The organism is Pseudomonas sp. NPDC090755, from assembly GCF_044769005.1.
Taxonomy (GTDB): domain Bacteria; phylum Pseudomonadota; class Gammaproteobacteria; order Pseudomonadales; family Pseudomonadaceae; genus Aquipseudomonas.
In genome coordinates, this window is record NZ_JBIVXC010000001.1 from 536247 (window position 1) to 562356 (window position 26110).

Sequence of the window (26110 nt, forward strand, 5' to 3'; positions counted from 1 at the left end):
GATATGGCTGAGCGGCATGAAACGGTGGCCCTGACCTGGGTCAAGGCCGCCATCGGCGATTGCCTGGCTCTGGCACGCCTGGCGCTGGAGCAGTTCAGCGCCGAGCCGACCGATGAGGCGGTACTGGCCGGTTTCGTCGACAACCTGCATCAGGTCCGCGGCTGCCTGGTGATGCTGGAGCTCAGTGGCGCAGCATTACTGGCCGAGGAGCTGGAGCTGTTGGGCCAGGCCTTGCGCGAACGTCGTGTCGGCCAGCGTGGTGAGGCCCTGGGGGCCTTGTTCCGCGGTCTTGAACAGCTGCCCTTGTACCTGGAGCGACTGCGCAGTGCGCGGCGCGACCTGCCGCTGGTGGTGTTGCCCGTGCTCAACCAGCTGCGTGCCGAGCGCGGTGCCGAGTCGCTGGGGCAAGGCAGCCTGTTGAGTTCGACACCTGCGGCAGCCGATGAGCTGGCCAATCTCGATCTGTCCCTGGGCTCGCTGCGTGAGCGCCTGCAGGCCGGCTCGGACCGGGACGCCTTGCGTTCGGTGGTAGCCGCGCTGTGCGAAGATCTGATGCGGGTCAAGGAACGCCTGGACCTGTTCGTGCGCAGCGACCGCCAGCGCCTGGACGACCTGCAGCCCTTGCTGTCGCCGCTGCGCCAGATTGCCGACACCCTGGCGGTATTGGGCTTTGGCCAGCCGAGGCGGGTGATCATCGATCAGGTGCTGGTGTTGCAGAGCCTGGCCCAGGGCCAGCGTGCGCCGGACGATGCGGTACTGATGGATATCGCCGGGGCGCTGCTTTATGTCGAGGCGACCCTGGCTGGCATGGTCGGCCCGCTGGAGCACCTGCCCAGCCAGAGTGCATTGCCGGGAACCGACCTGGCCGAGATACGCCAGTTGGTGCTGGCCGAGGCGCACTCGGTATTGCAGCAGGTCAAGGACCTGATCGGCGACTGCCTTGATGCCGGCTGGCAGCCCCAGCGCCTGCAACCGGTACCCGGCTTGCTGCAACAGATTCGTGGGGCCCTGGCGATGCTCATGCTGCCACGGGCATCCGCCCTGATCGGACGCTGCGGTGATTATGCCCAGGCCCATTTGCTGGTCGATGCGCAACCGGATGCCCAGCCCCTGGCGGACCTGGCGGATGCCCTGACAGCCTGTGAATGTTACCTGCAGTGGCTGATCGCCGATCCACAGGCCAGTCCCTGGCACTTTCTCGATGCCGCCCAGCGCAGCCTGGTCGCGTTGGGCTACGCGCCCGAGCCCGAGCCCGAGCCCGAGCCCGAGTCGGCAGTGGTCGAGGTGCCGGCACCGGTGGACGAAGAGCCGCCAGTCGATGACGAACTGCGCGAGGTGTTCCTGGAAGAGGCCAATGAGCTGCTGCCGCAGATGAGCGAGCACTGGTCGCGCTGGCAGGCCGATGGGCACGACCGCGAGGCGCTGATTGAATTACGTCGCGGCCTGCATACCCTCAAGGGCAGCGGGCGGATGGTCCGGGCCCAGGGGCTGGCGGAGCTGGCCTGGGCGGCCGAGCACCTGCTCAACCGGGTGCTTGAAGGTCGGGTGACGCTTGACGTTGCAAGCCTGCAGCAGGCCCTTGGGCTGATCCCGGGGTTGCTGGTGTCCTTTGCCGACGGCCAGGTGCAGGGCGGCAAGGCAGTCGAGGAGCTGGCGCTGCACCTGCATGCGCTGGCGATGAACGACGCCAGCTCTGCTACGGCTGCCAGCGAAGCCATTGACCCACAGTTGCTGGAGATCTTCCGCAACGAGGCCGAGGGCCACCTGGCGAGCCTCGACAGCTTCCTGCAGGCCAGCGATCAGCAATTGCCGCTGCCGGTCAGCGACAGCCTGCAGCGCGCCTTGCATACCCTCAAGGGCAGTGCCGCCATGGCCGGGGTTGCCCCGATCGCCGAACTGGCTGGCGCGCTCGACCTGTTGGCGCGGGAATTCAAGGCCCATCAGCTGGCCTTCGACCTAGATGAAATCTACCTGCTGGAAAGTGCCGAGCCACTGCTGCGGCGCGGGCTTGAACAATTGGCCAGCACGCCGCTGGCCCCTATCACCGGCGCCGCAGTGCTGATCGAAGACATCCACCAGGTGGTCGAGGCGCGCTTGCAGGCCCTGTTGCAGGCACCCAGCGAGGCCGGGCGGATCAAGCGTGATCCGCAACTGATCGCCAGCTTCCTGGCCCAGGGCATGGACATCCTGCTCGATGCCGAGTCGTTGTTGCTGCGCTGGCAGGAGCACCCGGGTGAGCGCCAGGAGCTCACCGCGCTGCTCGACGAGCTGACCACCCTGGGCCAGAGTGCTCACCTGGCCGACCTCTGGCAGGTGGACGAGCTCTGCGAAGCGTTGCTGGACCTCTATGGCGCCGTGGAAGAGAGCAGCCTGGCGGTCAGTGCGCGTTTCTTCGAAGAGGCCCAGCACGCCCATGAAGCGTTGATCGACATGCTCGACCAGATCGCCGCCGGCCAGGAAGTGGACCCGCGTCCCGAGCGCCTGGCGGCATTGCGTGGTCTGCTCGATCAGGCCCTGGCCCCGGAAGCCACGGGCCTGGTCAGTGTGCGTGATGGCCGCGCACAGGTTGCCGAGCTGGGCGAGGCGACAGCAGCCCTGGCGGCCGAGCCGATGCTGGTCGAGCTGTTCCTGGAAGAGGCCGGCGATGTGCTGGAGGGCGCCGACCAGGCCCTGGCCCGCTGGCTGGCCGATCCGGACAACGCCTCGGCACTGTCGTCGCTGCAAGGCGACCTGCAGACCCTCAAGGGCGGGGCGCAGATGGCGGCCATCGGTGCGGTCGAGGTGCTGTCCCGGGAGCTGGAGCTGGTGTACGAAGGCCTGGTCGATCGTCGCTTCAGCCCGAGCACTGAACTGGCAACGTTGCTCAAACGCGGCCACGTCGCGCTGGCCCGGGCGCTCGAGCAGTTGCGCCAGGGGCAGGCGCCTGCGTCCGGGGTCGAGTTGCTGGCCGCGCTGCGTGAGTTGCGCCATGGCGCACCGCCAGCCGTGGCGGCGGACAAGCCCGCCGACCCGGTGCAGGAGGCCGGCGACAAGGAGTTGCTGGAAATCTTCCTCGAAGAAAGCTCCGATATCGTCGAAAGCTCCGGCGCCGCCCTGTTGCGCTGGCAGGCCGAGCCGCGCAACAGCGTCGAGGTGGAGAACCTGCTGCGTGACCTGCACACCCTCAAAGGTGGCGCGCGCATGGTCGAGATCGCGCCGATCGGCGACCTGGCCCACGAACTGGAATTCCTCTACGAGCTGCTGGCGGCCGGGCAACTGCAACCGAGTACGGCGCTGTTCAGTCTGTTGCAGAACTGCCACGACCGACTGGCCCACATGCTCGATGCCGTTCGCCTGCAGCAGCCGCTGCATGCGGCCACGGCACTGATCGACTACATCCGCAACTTCAGCAGTGCCGCCCTGGCCGATACCGCCGCCCACCAGTCCCACCCCGACACCGCGCCTGTGGACGCCCCGGCGGCCACCCCTGAGCGCGGGCCGGCGGACATGGTCAAGGTGACCTCGGAGCTGCTCGACGACCTGGGCAACCTGGCGGGTGAGCACTCGATCATTCGCGGGCGAGTCGAGCAGCAGGTCAACGATGCCCAGGTGGCCCTGAACGAGATGGAGACCACCCTGGAGCGCATGCGCGATCAGTTGCGCCGCCTGGACACCGAGACCCAGGGACGCATCCTCAGTCGCCAGCAGGCCGATGGCGACAACCACGCCTACGACGACTTCGACCCGCTGGAAATGGACCGCCACTCGCAGTTGCAACAGCTGTCGCGGGCCTTGTTCGAGTCGGCCTCCGACTTGCTCGACCTCAAGGAAACCCTGGCCGTTCGCGCCCAGGAGGCGCAGAGCCTGTTGCAACAGCAGGCACGGGTCAACAGCGAACTGCAGGAAGGCCTGATGCGCACCCGCATGGTGCCGTTCGAGCGCCTGGTGCCGCGGCTGCAGCGGGTCGTTCGGCAGGTAGCCAGCGAGCTGGGCAAGCAGGTCGAACTGGTCGTCGGCAATGCCGAAGGCGAGATGGACCGCAGCGTACTGGAACGCATGGTGGCGCCGCTGGAGCACATGCTGCGCAACGCCGTCGACCATGGCCTGGAACCCCGCGAGGTGCGCCTGGCGGCGGGCAAGCCGGAGCAGGGGCTGATCAGCCTGAACCTGTTGCACGAAGGGGCCGATATCGTCATCGAAATGTCCGATGACGGGGCCGGCGTGCCTCTGGATGCGGTGCGGCGCAAGGCGATCAAGCGCGGTCTGCTTGACCCCGCCGCCGAACTCAGCGACCACGAGATCATGCAGTTCATTCTCCAGCCGGGCTTCTCCACGGCCGAGAAGATCACCCAGATTTCCGGGCGTGGCCTGGGCATGGACGTGGTCCATGAAGAGGTCAAGCAACTGGGCGGCTCGATGGTCATCGAGTCCAACCCGGGCAAGGGCGCGCGCTTTTTGATTCGCCTGCCGTTTACCGTGTCGGTCAACCGGGCGCTGATGGTGCACTACGGTGAAGAGCAATACGCCGTCCCACTCAACACAATCGAAGGCATCGTACGGGTGCCGCCGGCGGAGCTTGAGGCCTGCTACCAGCTCGATCCGCCCAGCTACGAATACGCCGGTCATCGCTATGCACTGCATTTTCTCGGTGAGTTGCTGCAGGGCGCCGTGCAACCGCGGCTGCTGGGGCAGAGCCTGCCGCTGCCGGTGCTGCTGGTGCACTCCCATGAGCAGCAGTTCGCGATACAGGTCGACAGCCTGGCGGCCAGCCGTGAAATCGTGGTCAAGAGCCTCGGGCCGCAGTTCGCCGGGGTCCAGGGCTTGTCCGGAGCGACCTTGCTGGGCGATGGCCGGGTGGTGCTGATCCTGGACCTGCTGGGACAGCTGCGCGGTTTGCAGCAACGTCACGCCCAGCAGGCGGGAAGTAATGCCAGCCTGCGCCGCCAGCAGATCGAGCGTGCACCGCAGCGGCCATTGCTGGTGATGGTGGTCGATGACTCGGTGACCGTACGCAAGGTCACCGGGCGTCTGCTGGAACGCCATGGCATGAACGTGTTGACCGCCAAGGACGGGGTGGATGCCATGGTGCTGCTGCAGGAGCATCGGCCCGACATTCTCTTGCTCGACATCGAGATGCCGCGCATGGACGGCTTCGAAGTGGCCACCCAGGTCCGCCAGGACCCGCAGCTCAAGGATTTGCCGATCATCATGATCACCTCGCGAACCGGGCAGAAGCACCGCGACCGGGCCATGTCCATCGGCGTCAACGATTACCTGGGCAAGCCCTATCAGGAGTCGGTGCTGCTGCAAAGTATCGCCCGCTGGAGTGCCCGCGATGTTTGAACAATCCGTACGTAACGGCCGGCGCACCAGCCTGACCGGCCTGTTGCTGGCCCTGGGCGACCGTTGCCTGGTGCTGCCCAATGTCGCCGTGGCCGAGCTGATCGGTTATCAGGCGGGTGCGCCGGCCGAGCACTCACCGCCATGGCTGCTCGGCTGGATCGACTGGCGCAACCAGCGCGTGCCCCTGCTCAGTTTCGAGGCGGCGTGCGGGGCCCCGGTGAAGGTCGGTGAACGGGCACGGATCGTCGTGCTCAATGCCCTGGGCGGCAGTCGCCTGCGCTTCGTGGCCATACTGGTGCAGGGCATTCCACGTTCCTGCAAGCTCGACAGCCAGCTCAATTATGTGGATGTGCCGCTGGCGCCGCTGGAGCTGGCGGCGGTCCAGGTGGGTGAGCAGGTTGCCCGGGTGCCGGACCTGCCGGCGCTGGAGCGCTTGCTGGAGGACGCAGGGCTGGTTTGAAACATTTGCCTGTGTAGGATGGGATGCCAGTCCGTTTTCAGGAGGACCCTGCTGCATGTATCACGGTGAACGTTTCAACGCCTGGACGCACTTGGTCGGCGCGGTGCTGGCCTGTGTCGGCGCCGTCTGGTTGCTGGTGGTGGCCGGCTTGCAGGGCGATCCCTGGAAGATCGTCAGCCTGGCCATCTACGGCTTTACCCTGCTGTTGCTCTACAGCATTTCCACCCTCTACCACAGCGTGCGCGGCAAGGCCAAGGTGGTGATGCGCAAGCTCGACCACCTGTCGATCTACCTGCTGATCGCCGGTAGCTACACCCCGTTTTGCCTGGTCAGCCTGCGTGGCCCCTGGGGCTGGAGTCTGTTCGGGGTGGTCTGGGGGCTGGCGCTGATCGGCATGCTCCAGGAGATCAAGCCACGCTCCGAAGCCCGGGTGCTGTCGATCATTATCTATGCGGTGATGGGCTGGATCGTGCTGGTGGCGGTCAAGCCACTGCTGGCCAGCCTGGGCGCGGCGGGCTTCGCCTGGCTGGCGGCCGGTGGTGCGTTCTACACCATCGGCATCATCTTCTTCGCCTACGACAGCCGCTTTCGCCACTGGCATGGCATCTGGCACTTGTTCGTCATTGCCGGCAGCCTGATGCACTTCATCGCCGTGTTTTTCTACGTGCTCTAGAAATCGCCCCACAACTGCTGGGCAACGGCCAGGGCCACCACGGGGGCGGTTTCGGTGCGCAATACCCGTGGACCGAGGCGGGCGGCATGGAAACCGGCGGCCTTGGCCTGGTCGACCTCCGCATCGCTCAAGCCGCCTTCCGGACCGATCAGAAACGCCAGGCTCTCGGGCTTCTGGTGGCTGACCAGGGGTTCGGCCACCGGGTGAAGCACCAGCTTGAGCTGTTCGTCGCAGGCCTTGAGCCAGTCGGCCAGCAGCATTGGCGGGTTGATCTGCGGCACGCTGGAGCGGCCACATTGCTCGCAGGCGCTGATCGCCACCTGGCGCCAGTGGGCCAGGCGCTTGTCGGCGCGCTCGTCCTTGAGGCGCACTTCACAGCGCTCGCTGACGATCGGGGTGATGACGTTGGCACCCAGTTCGGTGGCCTTCTGGATCGCCCAGTCCATCCGCTCTCCGCGCGACAGGCCCTGGCCCAGGTGAACCTTGAGGCTGGCGTCGGCCTGGCCGGCGAAGGCCTCGTGCAGGCTGACGCGCACGGTTTTCTTGCCGACTTCGAGCAATTGGCCGAGGAATTCCTGGCCGCTGCCGTCGAACAGCTGCACGGCGTCGCCGACGGCCATGCGCAGCACCCGGCCGATGTAGTGGGCCTGGGCTTCGGGCAAGTCGTGCTCGCCGAGGCTCAGGGGGGCGTCAATGAAGAAGCGGGACAGTCTCATGCTCTAACTCTGAAGATGTGTTGGCTGTGCGGGCGCTATCGCGGGCTTGCCCCGCGATTCTGTTAGCCCGGATCGCGGAAGTCGGGGTGGAAGTCAGCCGGCACCGCCACGCTGACGCTGCTGCGGGTGGCGATGTCGATGCCCTCGCTGGCAACTTCGGCAAGGAAGTCGATCTGCTCGGGGGTAATGACATAAGGCGGCAGGAAATACACCACGCTGCCCAGCGGCCGCAGCAGGGCGCCACGGGTCAGGGCGTGCTCGAACACCTTCAGGCCGCGACGCTCCTGCCAGGGGTAGGCGGTTTTGGTGGCCTTGTCCTGGACCATCTCGATGGCCAGGGCCATGCCGGTCTGGCGGACTTCGGCGACGTGGGGATGGTCGACCAGGTGGGCGGTGGCGGCGGCCATGCGCGCCGACAAGGCCTTGTTCTGTTCGATGACGTTGTCCTGCTCGAAGATATCCAGGGTCGCCAGGGCAGCGGCACACGCCAGCGGGTTGCCGGTATAGCTGTGCGAGTGCAGGAAGGCGCGCAGGGTCGGATAGTCGTCGTAGAACGCGCTGTACACCTCATTGGTGGTCAGGCAGGCGGCCAGGGGCAGGTAGCCGCCGGTCAGGGCCTTGGACAGGCAGAGGAAGTCCGGGCGGATACCGGCCTGTTCGCAGGCGAACATCGTCCCGGTACGGCCGAAGCCCACGGCGATCTCGTCATGGATCAGGTGCACGCCATAGCGGTCGCAGGCCTCGCGCAGCAGCTTGAGGTACACCGGGTGGTACATGCGCATGCCGCCGGCACCCTGGATCAGCGGCTCGACGATGACCGCGGCGACACTGGCATGGTGTTCGGCCAGGGCCTGCTCCATGGCGGCGAACATCGTGCGCGAGTGTTCCTCCCAGCTCACGCCCTCGGGCCGCAGGTAGCAGTCCGGACTTGGCACCTTGAGGGTATCGAGCAACAGGGCCTTGTAGGTTTCGGTGAACAGCGGCACGTCGCCCACCGACATCGCGGCGATGGTCTCGCCGTGGTAGCTGTTGCTCAGGGTGATGAAGCGCTTCTTCTCCGGCTGGCCTTTGTTGAGCCAGTAGTGAAAGCTCATTTTCAGCGCCACTTCGATGCAGGACGAACCGTTATCGGCGTAGAAGCATCGATCCAGGCCTTCCGGGGTCAGCTGCACCAGGCGCTCGGACAACTCGATCACCGGCTGGTGGCTGAAACCGGCGAGGATCACATGCTCGAGCTGATCGACCTGGTCCTTGATGCGCTGGTTGATGCGCGGGTTGGCGTGACCGAAGACATTCACCCACCAGGAGCTGACGGCATCGAGGTAGCGTTTACCTTCGAAGTCTTCCAGCCATACGCCTTCGCCGCGCTTGATCGGGATCAGGGGCAGGTGTTCGTGGTCTTTCATCTGGGTGCAGGGGTGCCACAGGACCTTCAGGTCACGTTGCATCCACTGTTGGTTGAGGCCCATTTCGATTCTCCTGGCGACGACAGCGCGGACATGCGGCGCAAGCCTATGCAATGCGCAGGACAAGGACAACCCGTGACTTGCAATCAGACCGCTGGCGTCGCTGGCGGGGGCGCTTGGCGTGGCGTATCCTTCGGCTATTCTTTCCGGGGGATCCCCCCAAAAATCTGCTTTGATCCGGAGTTCGCCAAAATGTCTGCTGGGTGGCTACGCGCGTGTGCGCTGGTAATGATAGGACTGTTCAGCGCTACTGCGCTGGCCAAGGACAAGACCGTAATCGTCGTTGGTGGCGGTCTGGCCGGCCTGACAGCCGCGTATGAATTGCAGGGCAAAGGCTGGCAGGTCACCCTGCTCGAAGCAAAACCGGGCATGGGCGGGCGCTCGGGTCTGGCGACCAGCGAGTGGATCGGCAACAGCAAGGCCCAGCCGGTGCTCAACCAGTATCTGGATACCTTCAAGATCAGCACCCAGCCGGCGCCGGAGTACGTCCGCACCCCGGGCTACCTGATCGATGGCGAGTATTACAGCGCCGCCGACCTGGCCACCAAGCAGCCGGCCACCGCCGAGGCACTCAAGCGTTACGAGAAGACCCTCGACGACCTGGCGCGCTCGATCGACGATCCGCTGAACCCGCACGCCAACAGCACCCTGTTCGCCCTCGACCAGATGAACGTGTCCATCTGGCTGGACAAGCTGCAGTTGCCGACCACCGCGCGACAGCTGATCAACCAGCAGATCCGTACCCGTTATGACGAGCCTTCGCGCCTGTCGCTGCTTTATTTCGCCCAGCAGACCCGCGTCTACCGGGGCGTCAGCGATCGTGACCTGCGTGCCGCGCGCCTGCCAGGCGGTAGCCCGGTGCTGGCCCAGGCCTTCGTCAAGCAACTGAAAACCATCAAGACCAGCTCGCCGGTCAGTGCCATCACCCAGGACAAGGACGGCGTCACCGTCAAGGTCGGTAGCGTTGGCTACCAGGCCGACTACGTGGTCCTGGCCGTACCGCTGCGCGCCCTGGCGAAAATCCAGATGATCCCGGGCCTGGACAACCAGCACCTGGCAGCGCTCAAGGGCACCAACTACGGCTGGCGCGACCAGCTGATGCTGAAGTTCAAGAACCCGGTGTGGGAGCCGCGTGCGCGCATGTCCGGCGAAATCTTCAGCAACACCGGCCTGGGCATGCTGTGGATCGAGCCTGCGCTCAAGGGCGGGGCCAACGTGGTGATCAACCTGTCGGGTGACAACGCTCGCCTGCTGCAGGCCTTCGGCGACAAGCAGATGGTCGATCAGGTGCTGATCCGCCTGCATTCGTTCTACCCACAAGCCCGTGGTGCCTTCACCGGTTATGAAGTGCGTCGCTACAGTACCGACGCCGGCATGGGCGGCGCCTACCTGGCCTATGGCCCGGGCCAGATCAGCAAGTTCTGGCGCCTGTGGGAGCGTCCGGTGCAACGTATCGCCTTTGCTGGCGAACACACCGACGCCCTTTACCCAGGCACCCTGGAAGGCGCCCTGCGCAGCGGCCAGCGCGCGGCCAGCCAGGTTCAGGACCTGGCAGCGGGCAAGTCCTTCGATCCGGTCAAGGCGGCGCCGGTTGCTGCTGCGGCGGCTACTGCGGCCGTGGCGAGCAAGGGCAACTTCTTCACCAACCTGTTTGGCGGCTCGTCCGACAAGCCGGCCAAGGCGGCAGAGCCGGTGAAGCAGGAAGAAAACAAGCCGGGCTTCTTCAAGCGCCTGTTCGGCAGTGACGACAAGCCCGCTGCCGCGCCTGCGGCCAAGCCGGTCGAGTCCGCTGCTGCGCCAGCACCTGCACCAGCCCCCGCTGCGCCTGTAGCGCCGGTGGCCAAGCAGGAGCCGGTCAAGCCTGCTCCGGCCAAGGCCGCGCCAACCAAGAGCACTGCGGCCAAGCCTGCACCGGCGAAGAAACCGGTGGCCAAGACCGAACAGACCAAGAAAACGGCCGCCAAGGCGGAGCCAGCCAAGAAGCCGGTAGCCAACATTCAAGCCAAGGCGCAGTGATGCGTTGACGCTATCGCGGGGCAATCCCCTCTTACGGGAGCGGGATTGCCCCGCGATATTTCCATACCTTCCCCCGCAGTTAATGTTTCCTTAATAGCGTCGTTCCACACTAACAATCGTTTTTCTCGATATTTCAAAGCAAAATTTTCCGCTTTAATTCGATAGTTAAGTCGTTAGTCTTGAGCACAGTTCTTACAGGGAAACACGGCAATGCAGCTGCGCAATTCAACTTCGCGTTATGGCCTGGTCAGTATCGTCATGCACTGGGGCGTGGCCCTGGCAGTCTTCGGGCTGTTCGGGTTGGGCTTGTGGATGATGGAGCTGGACTACTACAGCCCATGGCGCAAGGAAGCACCTGAGCTGCACAAGAGCATTGGCCTGGTGCTGCTGGCCGTGATGCTGGTGCGGGTGTTCTGGCGCTTCATCAGCCCGCCACCACCGGCGCTACCCAACCACGGCAAGCTGACCCGCATGGCCTCCAAGGCCGGCCACGGCGCCCTGTATCTCGGACTTTTCGCGGTGATGATCGCCGGCTACCTGATTTCCACGGCTGATGGCGTGGGTATCCCGGTGTTCGGTCTTTTCGAAGTGCCGGCGTTGGTGAGCAACCTGCCCGACCAGGCGGATGTTGCCGGTGAAATCCATTTCTATCTGGCCTGGGGCCTGGTGATCTTTGCCGGTCTTCACGCCCTGGCAGCCCTGAAACACCACTTTATCGACCGTGACGCGACCCTCAAGCGCATGCTGGGCCGCAATGCTTGATGTTCAACCTCAACTCCAAAGGGATATAGACGCATGTTGAAAAAGACTCTTGCCGCTCTGGCGCTCGGTACTGCAATGCTCTCGGCTGGCCAGGCCATGGCGGCAGACTACAAGATCGACAAGGAAGGCCAGCACGCCTTCGTTGACTGGAAAATCAGCCACCTGGGCTACAGCTTCATCCACGGAACCTTCAAGGATTTCGATGGTAACTTCAGCTGGGACGCTGCCAAGCCTGAAGCCAGCAAGATTGCTGTCGACCTGAAGACCGCCAGCCTGTGGTCCAACCACGCCGAGCGTGACAAGCACATCGCCAGCAAAGACTTCCTCGATGTGAAGAAGTACCCAACGGCCAAGTTCGTTTCCACCAGCGTCAAGCCAACCGGTGAGAAAACTGCCGACGTGACCGGCGACCTGACCATGCACGGCGTGACCAAGCCTGTCACCTTCAAGGCGACCTTCAACGGCGAAGGCAAGGACCCGTGGGGCGGCGAGCGCGCTGGTTTCAACGCGACCACCACCCTGAACCTGAACGATTTCGGCATCAAAGGCCCGGGCGCTACTTCGCAGACCCTGGACCTGGATATCTCGATCGAAGGTATCAAGCAGAAGTAATCGCTGGCGCACCAACAAAAACGCCGCCCCATGGGGCGGCGTTCTTGTTTATGCAGTGGCGGATCAGCGATTGCGGGTCAGCAGTGCAGGCTTCTCGCCACGTGGGCGGCTTGGCAGTTGCTCAAGCTGTTCGGCCGTCGGGAAACGGTCGATCTTCGATTCCTTGTGCATGATCCGCGGCTGTGGCTGGCCTTCGCGCGGGTTGCGTACGGCCGGCTCGCTGGAGCGCTCATCGCGGGGCGGACGGCCGTTGCGGGCGCCGCCATCACGACGTTGCTGGCCACCACCGCCGCTGCGCGAACCACCGCGTTTTTCGCCATTGGCCGAACCGCCGGCGCTGTTGCGCTGACCGTTGTTGCGACCCTGGCCACCGCCGCTGCGCTGGCCGCCCGTGCCAGAACCTGCCTGCGCAGGCGCGCCCGGACGGCGGTTGCGGCCCTGGTTGCCCTTGTTCTGATAGGGGCTGACATAGTCGGCACGGTTGCCGAAGTTATCCACGTCGTCGTCCAGGAACTCTTCCGGGTCACGATCGGCTGGAGCTTGCGGGATGCCGGACTGCGCCGATTGGGGCTGGCGTGGCTTCTTGTCGCGAGGCTTGCGCTCCTGGCGGCCACCGGCGGATTTCTCCGCGGTTTTTTCCTTGTCCTTGTCGCGACCTTTTTCCTTGCCCTGATCCTTGCCCTTGTCCTTGCGACCGCCGTTGTTGGCATTGCTGCCATCGGCACGCTGGCCACGGCCACCGCGAGGGTTGTTCTGTGGACGTTCGCGGGTTTCGGGCTTCTCGGCTTCTACCTTGGAGGCATCGAAGCCCATCAGGTCGCCATCCGGAATCTTCTGGCGGGTGACGCGCTCGATGCTCTTGAGCAGCTTCTCTTCATCCGGGGCAACCAGCGAGATGGCCTCGCCCGAGCGACCGGCACGGCCAGTACGGCCGATACGGTGAACGTAGTCTTCCTCGACGTTGGGCAGCTCGAAGTTGACCACATGGGGCAGCTGGTCGATGTCCAGGCCGCGGGCGGCAATGTCGGTGGCGACGAGGATGCGCACGGTGCCGGCCTTGAAGTCGGCCAGGGCCTTGGTGCGGGCATTCTGGCTCTTGTTGCCGTGGATCGCGGCGGCGGTCAGGCCATGCTTCTCCAGGTACTCGGCCAGGCGGTTGGCGCCGTGCTTGGTGCGGGTGAATACCAGGACCTGTTCCCAGGCACCCATGGTGATCAAGTGGGCCAACAGCGCGCGCTTGTGGCTGGCCGGCAGGCGATAGACGCGCTGCTCGATGCGTTCGACCGTGGTGTTGGGCGGCGTGACCTCGATGCGCTCGGGGTTGTGCAGCAACTTGTCGGCAAGGTCGGTGATGTCCTTGGAGAAGGTCGCCGAGAACAGCAGGTTCTGACGCTTGGCCGGCAGGCGGGCGAGGACCTTCTTCACATCGTGGATGAAGCCCATGTCGAGCATGCGGTCGGCTTCGTCCAGTACCAGGGTCTCGACGTGGGCCAGATCGACGCTGCCCTGGCCGGCCAGGTCGAGCAGGCGACCGGGGCAGGCCACCAGCACATCGACGCCGCGGGCCATGGCCTGGACCTGTGGGTTCATGCCGACGCCGCCGAAGATGCAGGCGCTGACGAATTTCAGGTCGCGGGCATAGACCTTGAAGCTGTCATGCACCTGGGCGGCCAATTCGCGCGTCGGGGTCAGCACCAGTACCCGCGGCTGGCGAGGGCCATGACGCTGGGATTTGTCCGGGTGACCACCGGGGAACAGGCGTTCGAGGATCGGCAGGGCGAAGCCGCCGGTTTTACCAGTACCTGTCTGGGCGGCGACCATCAGGTCGCGACCTTGCAACACGGCGGGAATGGCCCGCTGTTGCACCGGAGTGGGCTGGGTATAGCCGGCTGCCTCGATGGCGCTGACTAGAGCCTCGGAGAGACCGAGGGAAGCAAAGGACATGAGCAATCCTGTTCTTAGTGGGGGCTAAGCCCGATGGGATGATCTTGCCTGGCGCGACGGGCATCGAGTGATGCTATCGCGTCCGGTCCAGCAGGGTCTTCAATGCACATCCGAGTGTGGCGGGCGGGCGCTTGGCCGCGCTGTCCTGCCGGTCGGGATGCCTTTTGCAAGGCCGAGCGTCCGGGCGTAAGCCTGGCGGGAAGGCCCGAGTATAACAGAGCAATCAGGGCGTGCTGTGTTCCTGCTGCTCAACGGCGGTCCGAAAGTGCTCGTCGTTGCCCATGTAACGGGCATTGAGGGCGGCATAAGCGGGTTCACGCTTGAAACGGCGCAGCTCTGCGGCAAAACGTTGCGACAGCAGGTCCATGCCGACATTGCGGCGAACCGCCAGGTACTGGCTCTGGCGGCTGATCACCAGGGGTAACTCGCTGATCTGCTGCTCAAGGCCCAGGCTCTTGATCATGTAGCGGCCGACGCGGCGGTCGGTGATCAGCAGGTCGATACGCCCGCGCTGCAGCTTCCCGAAGTTGGCTTCGTGAGTCGGGGCAGGCTCGCGGGTGAACAGGGGCGACTCGCTGAATGCCGCGCCATAGGTGTAGCCAGGGGAGGTGCCGACCGTAAGGCCGCGCAGGTCTTCCAGGCTGTTTGCCGCATGGGGCCTGGCGTTTGCGTAGAACAGCACGAATTCGACGACCGACAGGGGTTCGCTGGGGTAGTAGAGCTGGCTGTCGCGCTGTTCGGTCTGGAAGATATCCAGCACGCCATCGGCCAGGCCCTGGTCGATCATGGCCAGGCAGCGCTTCCAGGGCAGGAACTGCCACTCCACCTCGACACCCAGGCGTTTGAAGACTTCGGCGGTGACCTCGTAGTCGATGCCCTTGGCCTGACCGTCTTCCAGGTACACGTAGGGTGCCCAGGGTTCGGTGACGATACGCAGCTTCTCGCCATGGGCCAGGGCACTCAGGCAAGTGAGAATCAGCGCGGTGATCAGGCGGGTGAAGTCGGGCATGGCTGGAGATTACGTCGTGCGCACGGCTATGGCTAGTAGACATGCGCATTGCTCTGGCCAGGTATTCAGTGTTGTGATCGCTTTAACAGCGAATCTCGTACCAGCCGGTGCTTGCGGCCCAGGCTCAGGCGCATGCCGGTCCGCTCGAACCATTGCTGCAGCTTGTCATTGCACAACGGACGTGAATGGCGGGCGTTGGCATTGTCCAGCGCCTTGTCCCACCAGGCCGAAGCACAGGCGCGGTCGAACTCGTTGGGGTAGTTGTAACAGCCGTACATCAATTCGCGCAGGAACTGGCGCTGTTCGGCAGGCAGGGTCAGGCTCAGTGCCTTGTAACCCAGGCGCTGCAGGGCGGGTGGCTTGGGCAGCTGGGCGTTGACCCGGACCACGTCTTCCAGCGCCTGGCAGCTCAGCGGGGCGTGCTGGTGCTTGGCCAGCCAGGCCTGGACCTTGGCCCGGAACAGCTGCTTGCGGCTCCAGTAGTGATGGATCAGGTCGGTGCACTGGTTGACGTGCATGCGCCGGTAGGCGGCCACGGCCAGGCAGAATTCTTCCAGGGTATAGGCACCCCTGGCATGAGGGTAGTACTCGTCCATCAGGGCAATGGACTGGTCGAGCAGTGCCGCATCCTCCTGCATCAGGCCGATCACCCCGGAGTTGAGCAGGGGCATCTGCCGGTCGGCCAAACCACGGGCCTCCAGCAGGGGCGAGAGGCTCTGGAACAGCGGGCACTGCTTGTCAGCGCCATAAGTGGCGCCAATGGCATTGCAGAGCAGCGTGCCCGCAGCGATCCGGCGGAACAGCTCCACGGGCGACTGGTGGAAAAAGGTGTCGGTGTCGATGAGTACAGCCATTGGCGCCTTGGCCAGTACCTGGCGCAGGACCACATGCTTGCTGCGGAAATGGTAGCCGTGGGGCTGGTTCCAGGCTTCGCGGGTGGCAGCATCGAGCAGGTGGACGGTGACCGGGAGGTGCCGGTAGGGTTCTGCCTTGTCGCTGTAGACCTGGATGTCCAGGGTCTCGCCTGGCGTCTTGCGCAGGTTGGCCAGGGCACTGACGATGCTGAACTGTGCTTCCTGATGATAGGTGTCGGGCCCGAAGACCAGGTAAACGAGTTGCGGGCGGGTGGAGGTATGGCCTTGAGGCATGGAAGCAGGAAAATCCGTCAGTTCAAGAATGCAGAAAGGTCTTAGCGTAAGCCAAGACCTTTACAATATTCTGCAGCAATTGTTACTGAGGGTGTAATAAGCCGATCAGCGGGGCAACTTGAGGTTGTTCCAGATCGCCAGGCTCGGGTCGGCCTGGTTCAGGGTGTAGAAGTGCAGGCCTGGCGCGCCGCCTTGCAGCAGCTGTTCGCACATGCGGGTGATGACCTCTTCGCCGAAGGCCTGGATGCTTCTGGTATCGTCGCCATAGGCTTCCAGCTGCTTGCGGATCCAGCGAGGGATCTCGGCGCCGCAGGCATCGGAGAAGCGCGCGAGCTTGCTGTAGTTGGTGATCGGCATGATCCCCGGCACCACAGGCATGTCCACGCCCAGTTGCTGCACGCGCTCGACGAAGTAGAAGTAGCTGTCGGCGTTGAAGAAGTACTGGGTGATGGCGCTGTTGGCACCGGCGTTGGCCTTGCGCACGAAGTTCTTCAGGTCATCTTCGAAGTTGCGCGCCTGGGGGTGCATCTCCGGGTAGGCGGCGATTTCGATGTGGAAGTGATCGCCGCTTTCCTGGCGGATGAACTCGACCAGTTCATTGGCGTAGCGCAGCTCGCCGCTGGCCATGCCCATGCCCGAAGGCAGGTCGCCGCGCAGGGCGACGATGCGCTGGATGCCGGCTGCCTTGTACTGGGTCAGCAGGGTACGCAGATCGTCCTTGCTGTCACCGACACACGACAGGTGCGGGGCGGCAGGGATCTTCACTTCGCTCTCCAACTGCAGCACGGTGTTGAGCGTGCGGTCGCGGGTCGAGCCACCGGCACCGTAGGTGCAGGAGAAGAAATCCGGGTTGTAGGTGGCCAGCTGACGGGCAGTGGCAATCAGTTTTTCATGTCCAGCATCGGTCTTGGTCGGGAAGAACTCGAAGCTGTAACGGCGTTCCTGAGACATGGCGAAATCCTGGTAAACCGATCGAGCAGGCCAGCTCCAAGGCTGGCTTACAGAAAAAAGCCGGTGACGCTTTGCAGCGACACCGGCTTTGGCCCATCAGTAGCGGTAGGCGTGTGGCTTGAATGGCCCTTCGACGGTAACGCCGATGTACTCGGCCTGTTGAGGCGTCAGTTGGGTCACCACGCCGCCGAAGCCGCGGACCATTTCCAGGGCCACTTCTTCGTCGAGTTTCTTCGGCAGTACTTCAACGGTCAGGCGCTCGGCTTTCTGAGCGGCTGGCAGGTCGGCATACTTCTGGCCGAACAGGAAGATCTGCGCCAGTACTTGGTTGGCGAACGAGCCGTCCATGATGCGGCTTGGGTGGCCGGTGGCGTTGCCCAGGTTCACCAGGCGGCCTTCGGCCAGCAGGATCAGGTAGTCGTCGTTCTGCGGGTCGAACGCGCCGGCACCGGTACGGTGGATCTTGTGTACCTGTGGCTTCACCTCTTCCCATGCCCAGTTCTTGCGCATGAAAGCGGTGTCGATTTCGTTGTCGAAGTGACCGATGTTGCAGACCACGGCGCGCTTCTTCAGGGCCTTGAGCATGTTGGCATCGCAAACGTTGACGTTACCGGTGGTGGTCACGATCAGGTCGATCTTGCCCAGCAGGGCCTTGTCGATGCTCGCTTCGGTACCGTTGTTGATACCGTCGATGAACGGCGAAACCAGCTCGAAGCCGTCCATGCAGGCCTGCATGGCGCAGATCGGGTCGACTTCGGAGACCTTGACGATCATGCCTTCCTGACGCAGCGACTGGGCCGAGCCCTTGCCCACGTCACCGTAGCCAATCACCAGTGCCTGCTTGCCGGACAGCAGGTGGTCGGTACCACGCTTGATGGCATCGTTCAGGCTGTGACGGCAGCCGTACTTGTTGTCGTTCTTGCTCTTGGTGACCGAGTCGTTGACGTTGATCGCCGGGATTTTCAGCTCGCCCTTGGCCAGCATGTCCAGCAGGCGGTGAACGCCGGTGGTGGTTTCTTCGGTGACGCCGTGAACGCGGTCGAGAACGGCCGGGTATTTCTTGTGCAGCAGTTCGGTCAGGTCGCCGCCGTCGTCGAGGATCATGTTGGCGTCCCATGGCTGGCCATCCTTGAGGATGGTTTGCTCCAGGCACCACTCGTACTCTTCTTCGGTCTCACCCTTCCAGGCGAAGACCGGGATGCCGGCAGCGGCGATAGAGGCAGCGGCCTGGTCCTGGGTCGAGAAAATGTTGCAGGACGACCAGCGTACTTCGGCACCCAGGGCAACCAGGGTTTCGATCAGCACGGCAGTCTGAATGGTCATGTGGATGCAGCCGAGGATCTTGGCACCCTTGAGCGGTTGCTCTTGCAGGTACTTGCGGCGCAGGCCCATCAGTGCAGGCATTTCCGATTCGGCGATGATGGTTTCGCGACGGCCCCAGGCGGCCAGGGAGATGTCGGCGACTTTGTAATCGGTAAAACCAGCAGGCGTGTTTGCAGCGCTCATGAAGAGCCTCCATTCGTAGTGTGCGAATGGGCGCCGTTGTGCGTTTAGTGTCGCCAGGCAGACCTGGCCAGACAACGCCCCATCCGAGCCTGACAGGTTGAACCTGCTGCAGCGCCCCTCGGACAGGTGGCGGGAACGGTCTCAGGTGCAGATGACCGTTTTGAAGCGAGGGCGATTATAGCCGCGTGCGTGCAACTGCCCAAGGTTTTCTGTCGATTAATCGAGACCATAGTCGATGTTCAATGGAGGGTCGGGGCGGGCTCTGCCATCATTACTGGCATCGATTGGCAAGACGGTCAGGAGTAGACATGAATTTCCACACCCGCAAATGGGTCAAGCCCGAAGACCTCAACCCCAACGGCACCCTGTTCGGCGGCAGCCTGCTGCGCTGGATCGACGAAGAGGCGGCGATCTACGCGATCGTCCAGCTGGGCAACCAGCGCGTGGTCACCAAGTACATCTCGGAGATCAACTTCGTCAGCGCCTCGCGCCAGGGCGACATCATCGAACTGGGCATCACCGCCACCGAGTTCGGCCGCACCTCCATCACCCTCAAGTGCGAAGTGCGCAACAAGATCACCCGCAAGAGCATCCTGACCGTCGACCGCATGGTCTTCGTCAACCTCGGTGAAGATGGTTTGCCGGCGGCGCACGGGCGCACCGAGATCAAGTACATCAAGGATCAGTTCGATACCGCAGTGGAGTAACCAAAGCATCGCGGGTCAAGCCCGCTCCTACAGTGGGAGCGGGCTTGACCCGCGATGAGGGCCTCAAGGCTGTTCGGTCACCCCGCGAACCACCCGTCCGATCGTCAGTCCCTGCAACAGGATCGACGACAGCACCACGATGTAGGTGATGCTCAGCAACAGGTCGCGCTCGGTGCCGATGGGCAGCGACAGTGCCAGTGCCACCGACACCCCGCCGCGCAAGCCGCCCCAGGTCAGGACCCGCACGGTCCCGCGCGGCACCGTGCGCCAGCGGCGCAGCAGGACGATGGCCGGGGCCACGGTCAGCAAGCGCGACAGCAGGATCGCTACGGCCAACACGCCGGCCGCCGCCAGGTGCATCCAGGAGAACGGCAGCAGCAACAGCTCAAGGCCGATCAGGGCAAACAGCAGGGCGTTGAGCATGTCATCGATCAGCTCCCAGAAGCCGTCCAGGTAGCGCCGGGTCATTTCGTTCATCGCCAGGTTGCGGCCAAGGTTGCCGATGATCAGGCCGGCCACCACCATGGCGATCGGTGCCGACACATGCAGCTCGTAGGCCATGGCCGAACCACCGATGACCAGAGCCAGGGTCAGCATGACCTCGACCTGGTATTGCTCGATGCTTTTGATCATGCGGTAGGTGACGTAGCCGATCAGGCCGCCGAACAGGGCGCCGCCAATGGCTTCGCGGGCGAACAGGATCACGGTTTCGCCAACGCTCGGGGTCTCGCCCAGTTGCGCGATGCCCAGCAGCACGGTGAACACCACCACCGCCGTACCGTCGTTGAACAGCGACTCGCCGACGATAGTGGTTTTCAGCGGCTTGGAGGCATTGGCGGTACGCAGGGCACCGAGCACCGCAATGGGATCGGTCGGCGAAATCAGGGCGCCGAACAGCAGGCAGTAGAGCAGGCTGATGTGCCAGCCGAACAGGGCGAAGATCCAGTGCGCCAGAAAGCCGATGACCACGGTGGCGATCAGCACGCCGACGGTGGCCAGCAGGCCGATCGGCCAGCGGTAGCTGCGCAGGTCAGCGAGGTTGACGTGCAGGGCGCCGGCGAACAGCAGGAACGACAGCATCCAGTGCATCAGCAGGTCATTGAAGTCGATCTGGCTCATCAGGCCTTGCACGCGCTCTTCCAGTCCCGGGTAGCCAATGACGCTCAGGCCTTGCAGCAACAGGGAGAACAGCAGTGCGGTGACCATGACGCCGATGGTGGGCGGCAGGCCGATGAAGCGGTAGTTCAGGTAAGTGAGGAGTGTCGTCAGACAGATAAACGCGGCAACGAGCTCAAGCATTCCAGGTCCTGTAGGAGTTTGCGATTGGGCACCCGATTCCATCGGGCAGGACTTTGATGAACGGCCGAGGGTTCGGGGGCACAGTTTTTTGGCTGCATGCGTTGACCACGTCGTGTGGATTTCGTTTCCCGGTTCCTCGATTGTGCGCGACGTGGCGCCTGGGGAAATGCTTAGATAGCCGCCAGCCACAGCTGACTTGAACTGCACTGCCAAGGACCTTCGCGTGTTAGCCACTTCTCTTGTTCTGGTTGCCGCCCTGCTGCATGCCACCTGGAATACCATGATCAAATTCAGCGGCGAGCGCCTGCTGGTGATTGCCAGCATGGACCTGGTGGCGCTGGTGTTCGCGGTGGCAATGGTCGGTTTCGTGGAGTTTCCACCCGCGCAGGTGTGGCCCTGGTTGCTGGCCTCGGCGCTGTTCGAACAGCTGTACCGCTTCCTGTTGATCCAGGCCTATCGGGTCGGTGACCTGGGGCTGGTCTACCCCTTGATGCGCGGCCTGTCACCGCTGGTGGTGCTAGCGCTGACCCTGACCTTCGCCGGCGAGACGTTGAGCAGCCAGCAGATCATCGGCATCCTGCTGATTCCCTGTGGCATGGCCTGCCTGCTCTGGCAGGGCGGAGGCGGCGACCGGCTGCCCTGGTCGATGCTGCCGGTGGTGGCCCTGATCGGCCTGTGCATCGGCTGTTACACCTGGTTCGACGGCCAGGCCATCCGGCTCTGGTCGCAACCTCTGGACTATCTTGTCTGGTTGACGCTGCTCAGTGCCTGGCCCTTTCCGCTGCTGGCCGGCGTCGCCCGTCGCGCGCCTTTCGTGCTGTTCTGGCGCTTGCAGTGGCGCCTGGGCCTGGCAGTGGGTTTCTGCGTGCTGTTCAGTTATGCCCTGGTGCTCTGGGCCATGCAGCTGGGTTCGGTGGCTGAAGCCGCGGCGCTGCGGGAAGTCAGCGTGATACTGGTGGTGCTGTTCGGCATGCGCTACCTCAAAGAACCTTTTGGCGGGCCCAGGCTCTTAGCCTGTGCCCTGGTGCTGATCGGCATGCTGATCATGAAACTCTGATCATCCAAACGACAAGGACTTATCATGACCGTTGCCTTCTGGTGTGTATTGATTGCGTTGTTCCTGCCGGTCCTGTGCACCCTCATTGCCAAGCTGGGCAGTGGACGCTTCAAGCTGCGCGATAATCACGATCCACGCGCTTTCCTCGACACGCTTGAAGGCTTTCCCCGACGTGCCCACGCGGCCCAATTGAACAGCTTCGAAGCGTTCCCGGCCTTTGCCGCGGCGGTGATCATTGCCGACATCGTCGGCAATGCCGAGCAGGTGACCCAGGACGTGCTGGCGGTGCTCTACATCACCAGCCGCCTGCTCTACATCATCTGTTACCTGGCCGACTGGGCAGCCCTGCGTTCGCTGGTCTGGTTCGTCGGCCTGGGTCTGGTCGCCTCGTTCTTCTTCATCTCGCTCTGAGCGGCACTCAAGGCACCTTGGGCACATCTGGCAGGGCCGCGCCCTTGGGCCAGAGCAACCAGATCTGACCTTGTTGCTTCATGTCGCCGGCCAGTTTGCCGGCTTCGCTGCCGGTGCCCCAGAACAGGTCGGCGCGCACTTCGCCGGTGATTGCACCGCCGGTGTCCTGGGCGGCGACCGGGCGAACCACTGGCGCGCCGTCAGGACGGGTGGTGGAGAGCCAGAGCAGGCTGCCCAGGGGGATCACCTTGCGGTCGATGGCCACGCTGTAGCCGGCGGTCAGCGGTACGTTGAGCGAACCGCGCGGGCCTTCATTGCTGTCCGGGCGGGTGCTGAAGAATACGTAGCTGGGGTTGCTGGCCAGCAGCTCCGGTACCCGTGCCGGGTTGGCCTGGGCCCAGGTGTGAATGCTGCCCATGGTCACGTCTTCTTTCTTCAACTGACCCTGCTCGACCAGCCAGCGCCCTATGGGGCGATAAGGGTGGCCATTCTGGTCGGCATAGCCGATGCGCAGCTGACGACCGCTGTCGAGCTGGATGCGTCCGGAGCCCTGGATCTGCAGGAACTGCAGGTCCATCGGGTCGGTGAGCCAGGCCAGCACCGGTGCCGGCACGCCTTTCTGGTTGATCACTTCGGCGGTGTCGTAGGGCTTGAGGGTGCGGCCTTCAAGGCGACCGCGCAGGCGCTTGCCCTTGAGTTCGGGGTAAACGCTGTCCAGCGCCACCACGATCATGTCGTCGGGTACGCCGTAGACAGGCACATGGGCCGACTCGGTTCTGGTCAGGCTGCCCGGGTAGACCGGCTCGTAGTAACCGGTGATCAGGCCGTTGGCGCTGTTTTCGCCTGAACGCATGCTGTAGACATCCAGCTGGGCCTGGAGGAAGGTGCGCACTTGTGCGCCGTCGGCCGGGACACCGGCAGCGGCGGCGCAGGTAGTGGCCCAGATGGCATCGCGTTTGAGGCGCTCGCAGGCACTTCGCCAGGCCTCGAAGCCGGCCAGCAGATCGCTGTCGCTGACCTGCGGCAGGTCTTTCCAGGTGCTGCTGACATAGGTGGCGACGGCGTGCGGCTTGGGCTTTTCCGGAGCGCCGCCGTTGCAGCCGGCGAGCAGCGCCAGTGCCGGGAGGGTCCATGCCAGGTGGCGCAGGGGACGTTTCATAAACAGGTTTTCCTTGCCGGTTCGTTCCGGGGAACAAGCCGTAGTTTTAATAAGGGTATTGGTCTTTGCTGGCGGGGCGAGGATACTGGCCGCCTTTTTCCGTGAGCCGAGATCATCATGCTCAAGCGATTTACTGTTGCACTGCTGGCCTGTCTGACGCTCACCGCCTGTGGCGGCGTCGATCCCAACTCGCCGCTGGGCCAGCGCAAGACCATTTTCAAACAGATGCTCAAAACCAGTGAAGACCTGGGTGGCATGCTGCGTGGACGCCTGGCCTTCGACGGGCAGAAGTTCGCCGACGGCGCGCTCAAGCTCGATGCCTTGTCCCATGAGCCGTGGAAGCATTTTCCACAGGCTCGTGAAGACGACGAAACCAGCGCCCGCGCCGAGGTGTGGGAAAAGCAGGCGCGTTTCCAGGACCTGGCCCGGCAGCTTGAGGTGGCGACGGGCGAACTGGTCGCCGTCACCCGTACTCAGCCGTTGAAGGCCGCAGCGTTGCAGGCCCCGACCGACAAGGTCGAGGCAGCGTGCAAGGCTTGTCACACCGAGTTTCGCAATCACTGAGTCGCAGCAACCAGCGTAGGGGCCGTCACGCCGCTGCTCCTACCGGTTACTTTTCCAGCTCATCGAGTGCCTGTTCCAGTTCCTTCTTGGACTCGGCCAGCTTGTCCTTGCGCTTGTTGATCTTCTCGGCGTCACCTTTTTTCATGGCCTTGTCCAGGTCCTTGGTGCGCTGAGTCACTTCGTGGCGGGCGTCGAGCACTTTCTGCTCGCGCTCCTTGCGCAGGCCGGCGTCGGTGCAATGCTCGGTCACTTCGCTCAAGGCTTTTTCCAGGCCGGCTTGCTGGTCGCTGTTGCCCTGGGCACGCGCTTGTTCGATCTGTTCGCTGATGGTCTGTCGCTTGGCTGCGCAACCGGTCAACCCTGGCTGTTCTTCAGCGGCCAGCAGCGGCGAAGCGAGCAGCGCGCAGGCGGTGAACAGGGCGAGAGGTGACAGTAGTTTCATAGAGGCTCCGTTTGGGGCTGGACAGCAGAACCCATGATGCTGCCTTGAACCGGAGGATTTAGAAACCCTCGATTGCATGTTCACGCAATTGCCCGGCAACCATCAGGACATCCGGTGAACGAAAAAAAGCCAGCAATTGTGCCGCCCGCCCGCGTCCGACGCCGGGCTCTGCCAGCCATGCCTGGGCATCGCGTTGGGTCAGGTCTGCCCAGTTTCCCTTGAGATCCAAGGCGGGCGGGGCCGGTACACCCAGGCCCCGAAGCCAGCGGGTGAACGGTTGAGCCCGGGCTTGTTCGAAGGCCAGCAGCAGTTGCTGCCGGCGCCCCTCGGCTAATCCGGGAATGCTTTGCAGGTCCTGCTCCTGCAAGTCCAACCAGTCGGCCAGGCGGGTGACCAGCCCGTTGTCGACCAGCCTGGCCCAGATGCCGGGCCCGATCCCGGGCAGTGCCAGGCCCTGCTTGCCACTGAGCCAATCAAGGCGAGCGAGAAACTGAGCGCGACAACCGTCGCTGGGCTGCCAGCAACTGAGCGGGTGATGACGGGCAGGGTCTGGTACGTCCAGGTCCGGGCGTTGTACGCGGCGATGCACGACCTCGTCCAGGCGGGGAATGGTCAGGCCGGCCAGGCTCAGGGCTACCTGGTCGCCGGGGCGGATGTCCAGTTGCTGCCAGCGCTGGAACGAGCCGACGCTGACCTGGCGGATCAACCGATCATCGAGTTGCACCGGCTCGATCCGAAGCACAGGTGTGATGCGGCCGGTTCGACCGATGGAGAATTGCACGTCACGAACTTCGGCCAGGGCCTGGGCAAAGGGGTATTTCCAGGCGGCGATCCAATAAGGCGCGCGGGCCTGCCAGCGGGCGCCGTCCGGACGCTGGCCCTGGCGCAGGACCACGCCGTCGCTGGCGAACGGCAGGGGTGAGCGGTACCAGTGCTGCCGCCACTGGCTTACCTCGGTGAAGCTGTTGACCGGCTCGCTGTAGCGTTCTGTCTCGGGAAAGCCCAGTGCGCTCAGGCCGGCCAGGCGCTCCTGCTGGCTTGCCGGCCCTTGCGGCCATGCCCAGACGAACAGGCCGATCGCGGCCCCTTGCTGTGCGTCGAGCTGCTTGCGTGCGAGCATGCCGGCGACATTGCCACGGGCATTGAGGCTGCCGGCGTCAGCTTGCACATGGGCCTCGAGCCGCCAGTACAGCTCGCCCTGGAGCACCAGGTCCACAGGCCGGGGCAACTGCCGCCGGATGGCGCTCAGGGCGGGAATGTGCCGACTCCAGTCATGCCCGCTGCGACCATCTCCGCGGCTGGTCAGTGCGACCAGTTCACCCGCCTTGTACACCAGGGACACCGCGACGCCATCGATCTTGGGCTGAACCCACAGGTCGTCCTTGCCGTGCATCCAGGCTTGCACCGCCTGCTCGTCTGCCAGCTTGACCAGACCGGTATGGGCGAACGGGTGGGGCACGGGGCCGCCAGCGGTTTTCAGCGGGTTGTCGCTGGCTGTCGGAGTGTCTGCAAAGCAGGCGCGCCACTGTGCAAGGCGACTTCGGCTCTGGTCGTAGAGTTCGTCAGCTACAGCGGACACGCCCTGGCGGTGGTAGCGATCGTCCCAGTCGGAGAGGGTGTCTTGCAACTGCCGGATCTCTTGCCGGGCAACCGCTGGCGACCACGGCGGGCAGGTGTCGGCCAGCGCCTGACCGGCGCTGAAGATGGACAGCAGAAACGTGAACACTCGGTATGGCATGGCCAGCATCCTTGCTCGGCAATGAAGAATCCCCAGCCTAGAAAAAACCGGGAAAAGTTGCCGGGCAAAGTTGTCAGCCCATATGTCTCCAGCTACAAAAAAGCCCCTGCCGATCACTCGACAGGGGCTTGTACCTGCAGCTTATGGC

General features: G+C 64.0%; 21 protein-coding genes and 1 riboswitch. Of the genes, 10 read left to right on the forward strand and 11 right to left on the reverse strand.

What is annotated here, in order from left to right; translation table 11 throughout:
* Positions 1 to 3 precede the first annotated feature (3 nt).
* From ACIQUS_RS02535 to ACIQUS_RS02545, 3 genes are read left to right on the forward strand one after another with little or no spacing between them, the layout of a single operon-like run.
* Positions 4 to 5322: an Hpt domain-containing protein gene (locus ACIQUS_RS02535; RefSeq protein WP_403042450.1), complete on the forward strand. Its 5319-nt coding sequence runs from the start codon at positions 4 to 6 to the stop codon at positions 5320 to 5322.
* Complete coding sequence (locus ACIQUS_RS02540; protein ID WP_403042453.1) at positions 5315 to 5782, forward strand: chemotaxis protein CheW; 468 nt, start codon at positions 5315 to 5317, stop codon at positions 5780 to 5782. The genes ACIQUS_RS02535 and ACIQUS_RS02540 overlap by 8 nt, the downstream gene beginning before the upstream one ends.
* 55 nt (positions 5783 to 5837) lie before the next feature.
* On the forward strand, positions 5838 to 6455 hold the full coding sequence (locus tag ACIQUS_RS02545) for a hemolysin III family protein (protein WP_403042455.1): 618 nt from the start codon (positions 5838 to 5840) through the stop codon (positions 6453 to 6455).
* On the opposite strand, the gene ACIQUS_RS02550 is transcribed toward ACIQUS_RS02545, so the two are convergent.
* Together ACIQUS_RS02550 and ACIQUS_RS02555 are read right to left on the reverse strand one after the other, a co-directional pair.
* Positions 6452 to 7171, reverse strand: coding sequence for a 16S rRNA (uracil(1498)-N(3))-methyltransferase (locus ACIQUS_RS02550; RefSeq protein WP_403042458.1), 720 nt, complete (start codon positions 7169 to 7171; stop codon positions 6452 to 6454). The two genes, ACIQUS_RS02545 and ACIQUS_RS02550, sit on opposite strands and share 4 nt — an antisense overlap.
* A gap of 62 nt (positions 7172 to 7233) precedes the next feature.
* Positions 7234 to 8640 carry an adenosylmethionine--8-amino-7-oxononanoate transaminase gene (locus tag ACIQUS_RS02555; protein ID WP_403042460.1) on the reverse strand — a complete coding sequence of 469 codons (1407 nt, stop codon included), beginning with the start codon at positions 8638 to 8640 and terminating at the stop codon, positions 7234 to 7236.
* A gap of 189 nt (positions 8641 to 8829) precedes the next feature.
* Between ACIQUS_RS02555 and ACIQUS_RS02560 the strand changes: the two genes are divergently transcribed.
* From ACIQUS_RS02560 to ACIQUS_RS02570, 3 genes are all read left to right on the forward strand, one after another.
* Complete coding sequence (locus ACIQUS_RS02560; RefSeq protein WP_403042462.1) at positions 8830 to 10653, forward strand: flavin monoamine oxidase family protein; 1824 nt, start codon at positions 8830 to 8832, stop codon at positions 10651 to 10653.
* Between the two features lie 210 nt (positions 10654 to 10863).
* On the forward strand, positions 10864 to 11415 hold the full coding sequence (locus ACIQUS_RS02565; protein WP_403042465.1) for a cytochrome b: 552 nt from the start codon (positions 10864 to 10866) through the stop codon (positions 11413 to 11415).
* A 33-nt stretch (positions 11416 to 11448) separates the two neighbouring features.
* Entirely contained in the window at positions 11449 to 12027 is a 579-nt protein-coding gene (locus ACIQUS_RS02570; RefSeq protein WP_403042467.1) for a YceI family protein, read from the forward strand.
* Between the two features lie 63 nt (positions 12028 to 12090).
* Here ACIQUS_RS02570 and ACIQUS_RS02575 read toward each other — a convergent pair whose 3' ends face one another.
* The 5 genes from ACIQUS_RS02575 to ahcY form a co-directional block, all read right to left on the reverse strand.
* Positions 12091 to 13971, reverse strand: a complete 1881-nt coding sequence (locus ACIQUS_RS02575) for a DEAD/DEAH box helicase (protein ID WP_403042469.1) — start codon at positions 13969 to 13971, stop codon at positions 12091 to 12093.
* A gap of 223 nt (positions 13972 to 14194) precedes the next feature.
* Positions 14195 to 14980 (reverse strand): substrate-binding periplasmic protein, encoded by a 786-nt coding sequence (locus ACIQUS_RS02580; RefSeq protein WP_403042473.1) that lies wholly within the window; start codon positions 14978 to 14980, stop codon positions 14195 to 14197.
* A gap of 65 nt (positions 14981 to 15045) precedes the next feature.
* Complete coding sequence (locus ACIQUS_RS02585; protein ID WP_403042477.1) at positions 15046 to 16128, reverse strand: hypothetical protein; 1083 nt, start codon at positions 16126 to 16128, stop codon at positions 15046 to 15048.
* Between the two features lie 105 nt (positions 16129 to 16233).
* The gene (metF, locus tag ACIQUS_RS02590; protein WP_403042479.1) at positions 16234 to 17079 is read right to left on the reverse strand and encodes a methylenetetrahydrofolate reductase [NAD(P)H]; all 846 of its coding nucleotides are present in this window, start codon (positions 17077 to 17079) and stop codon (positions 16234 to 16236) included.
* Positions 17080 to 17175: 96 nt separating this feature from the next.
* Positions 17176 to 18585, reverse strand: coding sequence for an adenosylhomocysteinase (ahcY, locus tag ACIQUS_RS02595; protein WP_285864589.1), 1410 nt, complete (start codon positions 18583 to 18585; stop codon positions 17176 to 17178).
* A 21-nt stretch (positions 18586 to 18606) separates the two neighbouring features.
* A riboswitch (S-adenosyl-L-homocysteine riboswitch) is annotated at positions 18607 to 18711 on the reverse strand.
* 182 nt (positions 18712 to 18893) lie between these two features.
* Between ahcY and ACIQUS_RS02600 the strand changes: the two genes are divergently transcribed.
* On the forward strand, positions 18894 to 19292 hold the full coding sequence (locus ACIQUS_RS02600) for an acyl-CoA thioesterase (protein WP_195885514.1): 399 nt from the start codon (positions 18894 to 18896) through the stop codon (positions 19290 to 19292).
* 63 nt (positions 19293 to 19355) lie between these two features.
* On the opposite strand, the gene ACIQUS_RS02605 is transcribed toward ACIQUS_RS02600, so the two are convergent.
* The gene (locus ACIQUS_RS02605; RefSeq protein WP_403042483.1) at positions 19356 to 20591 is read right to left on the reverse strand and encodes a cation:proton antiporter; all 1236 of its coding nucleotides are present in this window, start codon (positions 20589 to 20591) and stop codon (positions 19356 to 19358) included.
* A gap of 223 nt (positions 20592 to 20814) precedes the next feature.
* On the opposite strand from ACIQUS_RS02605, the gene ACIQUS_RS02610 reads away from it, so the two are divergent.
* The gene (locus ACIQUS_RS02610; protein WP_403042486.1) at positions 20815 to 21648 is read left to right on the forward strand and encodes an EamA family transporter; all 834 of its coding nucleotides are present in this window, start codon (positions 20815 to 20817) and stop codon (positions 21646 to 21648) included.
* A 24-nt stretch (positions 21649 to 21672) separates the two neighbouring features.
* Complete coding sequence (locus ACIQUS_RS02615) at positions 21673 to 22059, forward strand: MAPEG family protein (protein ID WP_403042488.1); 387 nt, start codon at positions 21673 to 21675, stop codon at positions 22057 to 22059.
* Between the two features lie 7 nt (positions 22060 to 22066).
* On the opposite strand, the gene ACIQUS_RS02620 is transcribed toward ACIQUS_RS02615, so the two are convergent.
* Positions 22067 to 23218 (reverse strand): murein transglycosylase A, encoded by a 1152-nt coding sequence (locus ACIQUS_RS02620; protein WP_403042490.1) that lies wholly within the window; start codon positions 23216 to 23218, stop codon positions 22067 to 22069.
* Positions 23219 to 23335: 117 nt separating this feature from the next.
* On the opposite strand from ACIQUS_RS02620, the gene ACIQUS_RS02625 reads away from it, so the two are divergent.
* The gene (locus tag ACIQUS_RS02625) at positions 23336 to 23782 is read left to right on the forward strand and encodes a c-type cytochrome (RefSeq protein ID WP_403042492.1); all 447 of its coding nucleotides are present in this window, start codon (positions 23336 to 23338) and stop codon (positions 23780 to 23782) included.
* A gap of 46 nt (positions 23783 to 23828) precedes the next feature.
* Here the strand turns inward: ACIQUS_RS02625 and ACIQUS_RS02630 are convergent, their stop codons facing one another.
* Entirely contained in the window at positions 23829 to 24224 is a 396-nt protein-coding gene (locus tag ACIQUS_RS02630; RefSeq protein WP_403042495.1) for a DUF1090 domain-containing protein, read from the reverse strand.
* Positions 24225 to 24282: 58 nt separating this feature from the next.
* Positions 24283 to 25962 carry an NAD-dependent DNA ligase LigB gene (ligB, locus tag ACIQUS_RS02635; RefSeq protein ID WP_403042497.1) on the reverse strand — a complete coding sequence of 560 codons (1680 nt, stop codon included), beginning with the start codon at positions 25960 to 25962 and terminating at the stop codon, positions 24283 to 24285.
* Positions 25963 to 26110 lie beyond the last annotated feature (148 nt).